The sequence below is a fragment of the Achromobacter xylosoxidans A8 genome, from assembly GCF_000165835.1.
Lineage (GTDB): Bacteria > Pseudomonadota > Gammaproteobacteria > Burkholderiales > Burkholderiaceae_B > Achromobacter > Achromobacter xylosoxidans_B.
Genome location: NC_014640.1, coordinates 434,474 through 447,017 on the forward strand (window position 1 = coordinate 434,474; position 12,544 = coordinate 447,017).

Below are 12,544 nucleotides of genomic sequence, written 5' to 3' on the forward strand. Positions count from 1 at the left end.
GATAGTCGCGATGAACGTGCATGAGCAAGCGGGCGCCGGACGCCTGGCGGGCAAGGTGGCCTTGATCTTCGGCGCGGGTTGCGTGGGACCGGGTTGGGGCAACGGAAGAGCGATCGCCGTGCGCTTCGCCCAGGAGGGGGCCGTGGTGGTCGCGGTGGACATACGGCCGGAGTCACTGCCCGAGACCCTGGAGTTGGCTGGACGCTACCGGTCCCGCATCGAAACCCAGATCTGCGATGTGGGCGACGCGGCCCAGGTCGCTGCGCTGGTCCAAGCCGTGGCGCGGCGTCACGGGCGGATCGACATTCTGGTCAATAACGTGGGAGGTCCCATTCCCGGCGGTGCGGCGGCGCTGACGCAAGCGGATTGGCGCAGGCAGCTCGACTTGAACCTGACCTCGGTGTTCACCACCTGCCAGCACGTCCTGCCCATCATGCAGGAGCAGGGCGCTGGCGCCGTGGTCAACGTGTCTTCGACCTCGGCCATACGCTGGACCGGCGCGCCGCAGGTCGGCTATGCGGCGGCCAAGGCCGGCGTAATGCAGTTCGGCCGTGTGGCCGCCGTGGAATACGCCGGCAAGGGGGTGCGCATCAACACCGTCCTGCCGGGCCAGCTCCATACGCCGCTGGTCGATGCCTTCCTCGCCGGCCAGCAGAGCGCGGGCGACATCGACGCCTTGCTAGAGCGGCGGCGCCGCCGCATTCCGTTGCCGCTTTCCGGCGATGGCCGGGACACGGCCAATGCCGTGCTCTTTCTCGCCTCGGACGAGGCGCGTTTCATCACCGGAACCGAACTGATCGTGGACGGGGGCATGAGCGCCCGCTGCGACTGAAAACCAAGCTGAGGAGAATCACGATGGCGCGAATTGAATATGCGGATATCGCCAGGCCGGAGATCCGGCCGCTGGTCGAACGCATCGAACGGGAGCGGTCCAGCCTGCCGAATCTCTATCGGATGCTGCTCAACAGCCCGCTGGTGGCGCAGGGCTGGCTGGCCTATCTCACGGCGATACGCCAGCACAGCGGGCTTGCGCCCAAACTGCGGGAGATGCTCATCCTGCGCGTCGCGGTGCTGAACCAGGCCGATTACGAGTTCGAGCAGCATCTGCCGATCGCCTTGAAAGCGGGCTGCAACGAAGACCAGGTGCAGGGCTTGAAGACCGGCGATTTCACATCGCTGGACGCGGGCGAGCGCGCGGCCATGGCGTATTGCGATGAGATGACGCGCGAGATCCGGGTCCGGGACGCTACGTTCGCCGCCGTCCGCGAGGCTTTCGATGCCCGCGCGATCGTTGAGATCACGGCCACGGTGGCCGCGTACAACATGGTGTCGCGCTTTCTGGAGGCCATACAGATCGACCATGAATGAACGGCTGGTCGTACAGCCGGTAAATAAAAACACAGGAGACATGCATGCATAGCTTCAAACGATTTGGTGGCGCGTTCGCCTCTCTTGCGCTGGGCCTGGCCCTGAGCGCGCCGGCACATGCCGGCTATCCGGCAAAGCCGGTGCAACTGATCATTCCGTTCGCGCCGGGCGATACCGACCAGATGCTGCGGCCCATCACCGAGAAGATGGGGCAATACCTGGGCCAGCCCATCGTGATGAACTACAAGCCCGGCGCGGGGGGAGGCATAGGCGCGGCATACACGGCCTCGGCGGCGCCCGACGGCTATACCATCGTGGGCAGTTCGCCGGGCGCGCTGGTCGTGGTTCCGCTGGCCAACAAGGAGATCAAGTACACGACGGAGTCCTTCGCGCCGGTCGCCGCCATATCCCTGGGCGGCATGATGATCGTCGCGCCCGGGAAGTCCAGGTACAAGACCCTGGCCGACGTGGTGGCCGATGCCAAGGCGCGTCCCGACGCCATCTCCTACGGCACCTCGGGCGCCATGGGCATCAGCCATCTGCTGGGCGAGACGTTCGCTTCCGAGGCCAAGGTCAAATTGCGCCACATCCCCTTCCAGGGCAGCACGCCGGCGGTCACCGCCTTGCTCGGTGGCCACACGGATATCGCCGTGTCCGCGGTGGGGCCGGCGCAGGCGCACATCCAGTCCGGCGGCCTGCGGCCGCTGGCCGTCTTCAGCAGCAAGCGGCTGGCGGCCTATCCGGACGTGCCGACTCTGCGGGAACTGGGCTATGAGGTCGGCAGCCCCACCATCTATGGGCTGATGGCGCCCAAGGGCACGCCGCCCCAGGTAGTCGATGCCTTGTACCAGGCCGCCCGCAAGGTCGTAGCGGAGCAGGGCGATGAGGTGAACAAGACCCTGGGCGGCATCGGCGCGGAAATCAGCGTGCTGAGCCCGCAGGAGTACGGCGCCTATCTGCAGGAGCAGCGGGCGTTGTTTTCCAAGGCGATCGGCCTGATCCGCGAATAACCGGCGCGCCAGCGCGCAAAGAAAAAGCCCCTTGATTGGCTCAAGGGGCTTTTTTCATCGTGGGCGGCGAGTCTTACTTGGCCGCATCCACCATGTACTGCACCGCTGCGCGGATATCGTCTTCCGAGGCGTTGGCCGCGCCGCCCTTCGGGGGCATCGGCGGCTTGCCTTGCATGGCGACCTTCACCATGGCGTCCATGCCGGTCTTGATGAACGGATCCCAGGCGGCCTTATCGCCGAACTTGGGAGCGTTGGCCACGCCGGTGGCATGGCAGGCGAAGCAGACGCTCTTGTACAGCTTTTCGCCGGCCGGATTGACCGCAGCCGCGGCTTGCGGGGCGGCGGCGGGAGCCGCCGGTGCGGGCGCCGCAGCGACCGGAGCCGGAGCCGCAGCAGCCGGGGCAGCAGCAGGCGCTGCGGGGGCGGCGGCAGGAGCGGCAGCCGCTTCCTTCTTGTCGCCTTCCGCGGCCGGAGCGGCGGGTTCGGGCAGGGACGCGCCAGACTTGTTGGCCATGTACACCACGGCGCGCGCGACTTCGTAGTCGGACAGCGTGGGGTTGCCGCCCTTGGCGGGCATGCCGCCCTTGCCGTGCAGGGCCACGTTCATCATGGCGTCGTAGCCTGCGGTGATGAAGGGCGCCCAGGCGGCGTTATCGCCCACCTTGGGTGCGCCAGCCACGCCGGCGGTATGACAGGCCGTACAGACGGCGGCGAAAACTTGTTCGCCGGTCTTGAAGACCTTGGGGGCATTCGCATCGACCAGTTCAAAACCCGCGACCGGGGCAATGCGCTTGGCGACGGCTTCTTGGGACAGTGTGTCCGAACCCGCTCCTGTCTTGTTGCCCGAGACCACCATGTTCACCAATAGGATGATGATGGCGATCGGGATCACGAAAGACAGGACGATCGTGACGATCAGTTGCTTCGGGGTCTTGATGGGGGAGGAGTGCTCTTCTATGTGTTCCTGCTCGTTGCTCATGACCAAATCCTGCTAACGGGTACCGGGGGCGCCTGGCGGCGGCAACAGAAAATCAGTACTGCACAAGTCGGCGGCATGGACGGCCCGCCTTGCAAGCAAACGCTGGATTATATAACGGTGTCATAGACACGCGTCCAATGCATCTGACCGGGTTTTCGCTGAGTTTGACGGAAGATTTGATCCTGTTCATGCAGTTCCGCGAAAACTGGGTACAATACCGCCTCCTTGCGCTGCGCCCGTAGTTCAATGGATAGAATGAGAGTTTCCGAAGCTCTTGATACAGGTTCGATTCCTGTCGGGCGCGCCACCAAATCAAAGGCTTACGTTTTTTGGGTCCGTTTTGGGACCAAAACGCGCAGATTAATGCGAGTTCTTTGAGCTTCCAATTACGGCTTCCGGGCAAGCAAATGCTCGGCACAGAGGGCCGCCATCTTCGCCTTTTCTCGTTGGTTCCCGGATGCCCAGCGCGGCCGGGCCCCGGTCTTGTTAGTCACGCTTAGGCCATTCGAATATCAAAAGAGCCTCATATTCCTTGATTGATATGACGGCCGGGTTTTTCGAAATCAGAAATCCACGCTGGCCGAAAGCATGAATGTGCGAGGCGCGCCCAGCCACAACTTGCCGGCGCCTCCCGCCGCCCAATACGCCTTGTTCGCAAGGTTCAGGACATTGGCGTTCAGAACCACGTCGTGGCCATCGATCGAAGTCCGATACTGCATGCCGGCATCGAAGATGGTTCGGCCTGCCGTTCTGAGTGAGTTGTCGCGGCTGTAGAACTGCCCGGTGATGGCCTGCACATTGCCGGTCGCGGTGAGGCCTGGAACGCCCGGCACATCCCATTCGACACCCAGCTTCGCTTGCCATTTGGGGCGTGCCATCACGAACCGTCCCTGATCCACGCCACCGGCCGTCTTGGTGAGTTCCGCATCCAGATAGGCCACACCGCCCATCAGGCGCAGGCCACTCGTGGGTTCACCGAAGAAGCCCAGTTCGAGGCCGCGATTGCGCTGCTCACCCTCGAAGGAAAACATGTTCGTCACAGGGTCGACATAGCTGCTGGGCAGTCTGATCTGATAGGCACTCAAGGTCGCCGCAAAGTCGCCGAGGTCCAGCTTCACACCCACTTCGTGCTGTTTGGTCTTGTAGGGCGCGAAGATCTCTCCGGCATTGCTTGCGCCAACCGGCGCGATGGCGCCTTCCCTGAGCCCTTCGGTGTAGTTTCCGTAGATGGATATCTGATTGGTGGCTTTCACCAGCAACGCGGCCGCTGGCGATGTGGCCGACTCGTCGTAGCGCGATGTGCGGGCACCGGTGGTTATGTTGAAAGACTCGGCGATCACATTCTGGCGCCGCAGGCCCGCCGTCAGCACCACACGATCACCGGCAAAGCTCATGGTGTCGGCAATACCTACGCTGGACAGGCGCGACAAGGCGGTCTTGGGGATGTCCGACTTGCCCAGCGGTCTGGCAGGCGCAGGCCCCCATTGCGGGTCATAAATGTTGGTGTACCAATCGGACGGTAATAGACCGAGCGCGATTGCGGATCGGACTTCCTGCTCGTAGTAGGAGCCGCTGACCGCTACTTCGTGCTTCACGCCGCCCGTGCGCAGACGCGCCATGACACCGACGTCGCCTGCCGTGCGATCCAGCGACTGTCGTTGCTGTCCAAAGTTGGTGCGATAGCGCCCATCGTTGTCGGTCACCCTAAAGACCACGCCGAGCACGCCGTTGTAGTCAGTCTTGGCTTTCCCGTAGTTTCCATAGACGATGATGTCATCGGTGACATCGGCCTCGCCTCGCAGTACAAAAGCCGAATCCTCTACATTGGAGAAAGTCCAATCCGGCTCCAGCGAGCGACGCGGATTCGGCACGTCCGGTCTTTGCAGTCCCGCGCCCACGGTGATACCCCGATTGACACTGCTGCCGTTATCCTTGTTTGCGTACAAGTCGGCCGCCAGCCGCACTCGTTCGTTGCGCCAGTCCAGGCCGAAGGCGCCCAGCGTGGTGCGTTTCGATTGCCCTTCGACCGACGTGCGGCCATCCTGATACAGCCCGTTGAACCGTATGCCCACCTGCTGGTCGTCGCCGAATCGTCGGCCCACATCCACGTGCGTACCGTATTGACCGTCGGACACGAACATGCCGGTCACCCGGGTCAGCGGCTTTTCGGTCGCCCGTTTCGGAACGAGGTTGATGCTCCCCCCGACAGACCCGCCCGGAGGCATGCCGTTGAGCATGGTGGAAGGTCCCTTGAGCACTTCGACGCGCTCCACCAGTTCCAGCGGTACCCGGGTGTAGGGCAGCAAACCATAAAGTCCGCCGAAGGCAATATCGCCAGAGTCCACATCGAACCCGCGGATGACGAACGCCTCGCGGACCGTGCCGCGCATGCCCAGGTCGTAAACCCCGGCATCGGTCGACCCGACAACCCGCGCAAGATCCTGAGCTTGACGTACAGCCTCCTCGGTATAGCCGATGGTGCTGAAGGGCGTCTCCATGAAATCCTTGTAGCCGAGCATACCCACGCGGATGCCGGTCGCCACCTTGCCTCCGGCGTACACAGGGGTCAGATCGCCACGGTACAGTCCCGTCACGATCACGGGGCTGAGCAGCGTGGCATCGCCGTCGCCTGCGGCTGACTGCCTGGGCGCGCCACTATCGCTTGGCGGAGCCTGGCGCAGCACGTAACGGCCAGCACCGTTGTCCAGCGCCTCGAATCCACTGTTGGCCAGCAGGTGTGCGAAGCCTTCGCGGATACTGTAGACGCCATCTAGCGGTCTGTTCTGCAGTCCGGCCAGACGCTGTGGGTCGTACGTCAGATACACACCCGAGAGGGCGGCGAACTCTGCCAGCACATCGCTCAACTTGCCGGACGGGATACGGTATTTTTTCTTTTGCTCGCTGCCCGGCGCCTCGCTGGCCGTCGCAACGCCGGGTGAAAGCAGCACGGCTGCGGGCAGACTTGTCAGGACACAACTCACCGCCAACGCGAGCAGATTGGCCTTTCGCCGGTACGGAGGTTGTTGGGGGGAGCGGCCTGATTGCGAAGTGCGGACACCGGCTGCCTTGTCGGCAGACGAGCGTGGAGGTGAGCGAAGCGCCATGCTATGGACCTTTCGTCAGTAGGGGTGAATACCTCGGACGCCCTCAATGGCGTCTTACAGCGGTACACCGAACGAGACGAAAAATATGCTCATTGCAAGATGTAAGTTCCGAATCGCCTTCGCTCGTGGCGAGCTTTGTCACGAACGGGCCAAAGAGGCATCAATCTCTTGCAAGCACTGTCACCCAGTATTTCGAGCGACTCTCTATCTTGAGCGGCAACGATTCGGCCAGCACGGCCAGGGCCGCATCGGTGTCGCCGATGGGCAGCGATCCCGATACGCGCAGATCGGCCACGGCCGGATCACAGCGCAACACGCCCGCACGATAGCGGGCAATTTCGGCAATGACGTCAGCCAGACGCATGCCCTTGACCAGCAAAATGCCCTTCTCCCACAGGCCGACGTGGTTTTCGATGCGGGCAATGCTGCCCACGCCCGTCCCATCGAACTCGGCTTGCTCGCCCTCACGCACAATGCGGGGCGTGCCTCCAAAGGGGCGGATCTCGACGGCGCTCTCCAACACGGCAACCCGAAACCTGTCGGAATCGATTTGCCGCACATTGAAGCGTGTGCCCAGCGCCCGCACGACGCCAGCCGGCGTATCCAGCAGAAACGGTCGCGGCGTGGCCACGCGGTCCTTCTGCGTGGAAATAAGCACCTCGCCCGCGACCAGACGGATCCGGCGTTCGGTATCGCTGAACTTGATATTGACCGCGCTGCGGGTGTTGAGCGCCAGATGCGACTCGTCGGGCAGCGTCAGTTGCTTGCGCTCGCCTGCTGTCGTGCTTACATCGGCGGTCCATTCCCGCCACGGTACGTAACGCAAAGCCAGCATGCCTAGCGGCGCAACCACCAGCAACATGCCCACCGTACGCAGGCTGCGGCGACGACCGTTGCTGCGTTGCAGGCTCTCCAGCGCCTCCGCTCCGATTTCGCGAGGAACCTCGTCGAAGACATGGAAGATGGCTTGCGTCCGCATCCAGGCGGCGGCGTGTGCTGGGCTCTTGCGACACCAGAGCTCAAGAGCTTGACGATCGGCGACTGAAGGTGATTCATACTGAAAGGTGATGGCCCAAGCCGCCGCCTCTTTCAGGATCCTGCTGTCGATGACGGCAGTGGTGGAAGACATGACGGTGTGTCCGGAGAGGCTCAGGCCACGGCCAGGCAGGCGAGCAAGGCTTTCTGGATATCGCGTCGCACGGTGATCAGCGACATCGTCATGTGTTCGGAGATCTGAGCCAGCGTCATACCGTGAAGCTGTGCCATCAGGAAGACCTGGCGGATGCGTGGCGTCATGCCGGCGAGCATGGTGTCGATGCGCACCAGCGCTTCTATGATGAGCAGGCGAGTTTCGGCAGAAGGTGCGTGCTGCGCGGGAAGCTGCGAGATGGCGTCCAGGTATGCCGTCTCGACCGCCTTTCTGCGCCAGTGATCGACCACCAGGCCCTTGGCGATGTGCGTGAGCAACGCACGTGGTTCGTTGCTGTAATGCTGATTGAACGCCTGAGATGACAGGATGCGCAGGAACGTATCGTGAGCGAGATCTGCGGCATCGTGCGCGTTGCCCAGTTTGCGGCGCAGCCAACCCTGCAACCATCTATGGTCGTTGCAATAGAGCGACTCAACATTCACGGCAGGCGATTGATCAGACAAAAAACTCATGCATCACTCTTGCGCATCGAAACAATAATAGGAAGCATTCTCGAATGTAAACTGGTTCGGGACCAGCTGGCAAGAGGCGCGAGGGCTGATCTTGCCCCCGTTTCACGGCCACCTCGATACGCGATTCAACATCGCAATCGAAGGCGAGCAAGATGACCAAGGACAAGGAAGACAGGCAGCGGCAGAGGCCAAGAGCGGCCAACAAAGCCGATCGGCGAAGCGCAGGCAGATGATGATGGGGCAGGCGATGCAGCAGTGCCGGATGCAGACGATCCTAAACACCGTCACGTTGCCACTGAAGCAAGCGCCTTGATGCGTCAGGTAGTGGTCTGCACATGCAGCCGGCTGGACTTGCAGCGGTGCAAGGCGCGGTAGTGTTCCAGCGGACGTCCGTTGGCGCCATAGGCGATGGACTCGATGCGCAGCAAGGGTTCGGGTTCTTTCATTCCCAGCAATTCGCAGGTCTCGGCGTCCGGTTGCACGGCGTCTATCCAACGTTCCGCGCGCACGATACGCAGGCCGTACTGCCTGCGCAGCACGTCGTAGAGCGAACGGTTTTCCAAACGGGTGCGGTGCAGGCCCGGCACCAGGTCCGCGGGCACGGCGGTTTCCACCAGCAATTGCAGTTCGCCATCGACGCTGCGCAGTCGCTTGAGCGCCACCACCTGGCCGTCTTCGGCCAGCCCCAGCGAACTGGCCTCGTGCGCCGTCGGCGCACGCAGTTCCTGTCGCAGCACCTGGGTGCGCACCGTGCGGCCCTTGCGTTCCATTTCGTCCGAAAATCCCAGCACGGTGGAAACGAAATCTTCGTCGCGTTCGCGCGCCGACACGAAGGCGCCTTGGCCGCGTATCTTGTAGATCAGGCCGTTGCGGACCAGGTCCGCCAGCGCTTCGCGCACGACGATGCGCGAAATGCCATATTGCTCGCCGAACTCCGCCTCGGTGGGCAGCTTGTCGCCCACGGCCAGTTCGCCTTGCAGGATCTTGCCGCGCACCACGTCGCGGAACTGCGCCCAGAGCGGGGCGCCGGCGCTGCGGTCCAATATGGCTTCGGTGGAGATGGGGCTGCTCATGTCGTCAAAGAGTTGGAAATCGAACCTGCGGTCAGGGCGGAATCGGCGGGCTTTGCCCAGGACGTCTCGTCCGCAGGAAGTTGAACACAATGCCGGTCCCGCAGCGTCGCGGTGCAGGCCCGTAACTCGGTCTGCCGGCGCTCGGCGTTCCAGCCCAGCTCGGCTGCGGCAATATCGGCCAATTCAGCCAGCAGCGCCGGGGTGACATGGCCGCGGATGGCCAGCAGGGTGCGCCGGATCACCAGATCGGTCAGGTGCTGCACGGCCGTTTCACGGCACAGATAGCGGATCTCGGCCGCGGAATGGTCCGGCGCGTGGCGCAAGGGCTTATCGCCCGCAGCCGCGAAATCCGCCGCCACGGCGCCCGCCCGTGAACCATAGCGCATGAACAGTTCGGTGACGCGCTCGCGGTCCAAGGCGGTGGCCGCCTGGATGCTGTCCAGAAAGCGTTGCCGCCCCGGAGCATCGGCGGGCATGCCCGCCCCGCCGCCGATCGCCACCTGCTCGGTTGACTGCCGCCGCGCGCGGCCCAGTTGTTGCAGCACCGCGTCGGCTGCCAATTGCGCCAGCGAACGGAAGGTGGTCCATTTTCCGCCCACCAGGCACACCATGGGGACCTCGCGCCGTGCGTTGGGCGGGTCGATCACCACCGCGTGATCGCGCGATATCTGTCCAGGCTTGTCGGCATCGGACTGGGCCAGCGGCCTGACTCCCACATAAGTGTAGACCACGTCATTGCGGCTGAAATCCAGGCGAGGAAACACCTCGCGCAGAACGCCAAGCAGGTAGTCGATCTCCGCCGGATCGGTTGCGGCAAGGTCCGGATCGTCCACCGGTATATCGGTGGAGCCCACCAGCACCCGGTCCAGGAAGGGGTAGACGATGCACACCCGGCCGTCGGACGCCTCGAAGTAAGCCATGCGGCCTTGAAGCGCCGAGCGCAGCGCGGGATGGTTCAGGATCAGGTGTGACCCCTTGGTGCCCATGACGCGTGAGCCGGCGCCTTGCAGCGCGCCGGCGGCGCGGTCCAGCCAGGCCCCCGTCGCATTGACCACCGTATCGGCGGTCACTTGCACGGATTGTCCGGTGAGCGCGTCGCGCAGCGTGATGGTGCGGCCCTGGCATGCCGTCACGCTGCAATAGTTCGATGCGACCGAGGCCGGATGGCCGCGATGGGCATCGTCGATCAGCTCCAGCACCAGCCATTCCGGATGCCGTATCCAGGCATCGTAGTAAGTGGCTGTCCAGCGTACGTCCGTGCCGAACAGTGCGCCGTCCGCCTGCGGTACGCGCTCGATGCGATGTTCCGGCATGATGCGCTGGCTGCGGCCCAGCCGGTCGTAGAGGCGCAAGCCCAGCCCCACCACGCACAGTCCCCGCGCGCCCGGCGAGGCGCTCAGGCCGGCAAAGCGCAACATGCTGCCCCACAAGCCGCCGAAGCGGCTGGATAGCGGCACCACGGTTTCCAGCGGATGCACCAGATGCGCCGCGTTGCGCAGCAGCAGATTGCGTTCGCGGGTGGCTTCCGCCACCAGCGAAAATGCGCCGCTTTCCAGGTAGCGCAAGCCGCCGTGGATCATGCGCGACGGCGCGCTGCTGGCGCCAGCAGCCACATCGTCCTTGTCCACGATCAGGCAGTCCACGCCTTGCAGCGACAGGTCGCGGAACACGCCAGCGCCGTTGATGCCCGCGCCGACGATCACCGTCGAAAAATGACGGCCCGCCAACGAGGCCGGACGCGCGAAGGTCGGTGTGTGCGGGGTCATCGGGCCGGTCCCGCCAGATGGCCGAAGGCGGGAGCCATGCTGTCCACCAAACCATGGAAGCTGGCGTAGAAATCGGCATGCGCCTGTGTCTCGGCGGCTAGCGGTTCGACCGTTTCGGATGGGGCCGGCAGCAAGTCGTCGCCGCCGGGGTTTTGCGATAGCGCGGCATACAAGGCGGCGCCACGCGCGCCGGTTTCGTCGTCGCCGCAGCGTTCCACGGCATGGCCCAGAAAGCCCGCCAGCAGACGCGCCAAGCGCAAGTCCCGAGCGCCGCCGCCCAGGGCGGCGACCCTGCCCGGCACGCCCAGCCCGAGCGCCGCCAAGCGTTTCAGATGCCACGCGTGCAACGCCACCACGGCGTCAATCACGGCGCGCGCCATATGCGCGCGGGTGTGATGCCCTTGCAGGCCGACGTAGCCCGCGCAGGCTCCCGCCGGCCAGCTGCCGCCGTTGATGAAGGGCAGAAAGCGCAGGCCGTCGGCGCCCAGGGGCACGCCCATCGCGCATTCCACCGCCGCGGCCGCGTCCGGGAACTGCAAGGTGCGCGCCAGCCAGGCCACGTTCGCCATCGACGACGGGCTGTTTTCCAGATAGAGCCTGCGGCCCGGATCGCCGAAGCTGACGATGGCGCCGACCTCCGGTTTCGGCTCGCGAATTGGCGCCACCACGGCATTCACGCACCAGGTGCCGAGCACGGCCACGGCATGGCCCTGGCGCTCCGCGTTCACCGCCTTCAGTGAGGCGAGCAGATCGATCGCGCCCAGTGCCACGGGCAGGCCGGCGGGCAAGCCGAAGGTGGCCGCCTGGGCCGGCCGCAGCCGGCCGATCACCGTGCCGCTGGGCGCGATGGGCGCCAGCGCCGTGGCCGCCAGGCCAGACAGGCCGGCGGCCTCGAAAGCCATCGTGGACCAAGCCCCGGCCTTGAGCGACAGCAGGCCCGCGGTGCTGGCGTCGCTGGCGTCCGTGGCGATCTCGCCGGTCAACAGGAACCCCAGATAGTCCTTGGCGAACAGCAGGTGGCGGATGCGAGAGAGCTGTCCGGCGTCCGCGCCGAAGAGCTCCGCGGCGATCAGCGACGACTGTCCCGCCCACGGCCGGCATCCCACTTCGTCATACAGCGCATTCCCCATGCTGCGGTCCAGCGCCCGGGCGCGGGCGGCGGCGCGCTGGTCGGTCGATGCCACCGCGCGGCCCTCCAGCAATTGGCCGCTCGCATCCAGCGCATACAAGCCTGCGCCATGGCCCGTGCAGCAGAGCGCGCGCACGTCCGCCACACGCCTGCCCAGTTGCGCTGCCACGCCTTGCAAGGCCAGCGCCAGCGCCGCCTCGATGGCGTCCGCGGACAGCTCGCAACCGCCTTGCGCCAACTGCCGGTAGGGCAGCGCGCCGCCCGATGCGGCCAGCGTGGCGCCGCTCCCGGCCTCGAAGGCGACCGCCTTCAGGCCCGTGGAGCCCATGTCTATGCCTAGGTAGATGTCTGTTTTCATGTCATAACATTGTCTACAGAAATTTCACGCAGGATAGCAGTGTTTCCCCTAGTAATCTAAAAATTTGCCGTGCAATATAGTTCGTCGATGTCATA

The 12,544-nt window shown here is 64.5% G+C and carries 10 protein-coding genes and 1 tRNA gene; 4 read left to right on the forward strand and 7 right to left on the reverse strand.

The genetic code is table 11. The features are described 5' to 3' along the window. Positions 1–10 precede the first annotated feature (10 nt). The 3 genes from AXYL_RS02050 to AXYL_RS02060 are packed head-to-tail and all read left to right on the forward strand — an operon-like array spanning position 11 to position 2,378. A complete protein-coding gene (locus AXYL_RS02050; RefSeq protein ID WP_013391168.1) occupies positions 11–832 on the forward strand; it encodes an SDR family NAD(P)-dependent oxidoreductase in 822 nt (273 codons plus the stop codon). Between the two features lie 23 nt (positions 833–855). Continuing rightward, positions 856–1,368 carry a carboxymuconolactone decarboxylase family protein gene (locus AXYL_RS02055; RefSeq protein ID WP_013391169.1) on the forward strand — a complete coding sequence of 171 codons (513 nt, stop codon included), beginning with the start codon at positions 856–858 and terminating at the stop codon, positions 1,366–1,368. A 44-nt stretch (positions 1,369–1,412) separates the two neighbouring features. Beyond that, on the forward strand, positions 1,413–2,378 hold the full coding sequence (locus AXYL_RS02060) for a Bug family tripartite tricarboxylate transporter substrate binding protein (protein ID WP_013391170.1): 966 nt from the start codon (positions 1,413–1,415) through the stop codon (positions 2,376–2,378). A 73-nt stretch (positions 2,379–2,451) separates the two neighbouring features. On the opposite strand, the gene AXYL_RS02065 is transcribed toward AXYL_RS02060, so the two are convergent. Beyond that, on the reverse strand, positions 2,452–3,357 hold the full coding sequence (locus tag AXYL_RS02065) for a c-type cytochrome (RefSeq protein ID WP_013391171.1): 906 nt from the start codon (positions 3,355–3,357) through the stop codon (positions 2,452–2,454). Between the two features lie 232 nt (positions 3,358–3,589). Here AXYL_RS02065 and AXYL_RS02070 point away from each other — a divergent pair. Continuing rightward, a tRNA-Arg gene (locus AXYL_RS02070) sits at positions 3,590–3,664 on the forward strand. A 256-nt stretch (positions 3,665–3,920) separates the two neighbouring features. On the opposite strand, the gene AXYL_RS02075 is transcribed toward AXYL_RS02070, so the two are convergent. The 6 genes from AXYL_RS02075 to AXYL_RS02105 all read right to left on the reverse strand — a co-directional run bounded on the left by AXYL_RS02075 (position 3,921) and on the right by AXYL_RS02105 (position 12,449). After that, entirely contained in the window at positions 3,921–6,461 is a 2,541-nt protein-coding gene (locus AXYL_RS02075; protein ID WP_013391172.1) for a TonB-dependent receptor, read from the reverse strand. Positions 6,462–6,621: 160 nt separating this feature from the next. Next, on the reverse strand, positions 6,622–7,590 hold the full coding sequence (locus AXYL_RS02080; RefSeq protein WP_013391173.1) for a FecR domain-containing protein: 969 nt from the start codon (positions 7,588–7,590) through the stop codon (positions 6,622–6,624). Positions 7,591–7,610: 20 nt separating this feature from the next. Next, positions 7,611–8,123 (reverse strand): sigma-70 family RNA polymerase sigma factor, encoded by a 513-nt coding sequence (locus AXYL_RS02085; RefSeq protein ID WP_013391174.1) that lies wholly within the window; start codon positions 8,121–8,123, stop codon positions 7,611–7,613. A 317-nt stretch (positions 8,124–8,440) separates the two neighbouring features. Next, positions 8,441–9,196 (reverse strand): GntR family transcriptional regulator, encoded by a 756-nt coding sequence (locus AXYL_RS02095; RefSeq protein ID WP_013391175.1) that lies wholly within the window; start codon positions 9,194–9,196, stop codon positions 8,441–8,443. After that, positions 9,193–10,962 (reverse strand): glycerol-3-phosphate dehydrogenase/oxidase, encoded by a 1,770-nt coding sequence (locus AXYL_RS02100; RefSeq protein WP_013391176.1) that lies wholly within the window; start codon positions 10,960–10,962, stop codon positions 9,193–9,195. The genes AXYL_RS02095 and AXYL_RS02100 overlap by 4 nt, the downstream gene beginning before the upstream one ends. Next, a complete protein-coding gene (locus tag AXYL_RS02105; protein ID WP_041652117.1) occupies positions 10,959–12,449 on the reverse strand; it encodes an FGGY family carbohydrate kinase in 1,491 nt (496 codons plus the stop codon). The genes AXYL_RS02100 and AXYL_RS02105 overlap by 4 nt, the downstream gene beginning before the upstream one ends. Between the last annotated feature and the right edge of the window lie 95 nt (positions 12,450–12,544).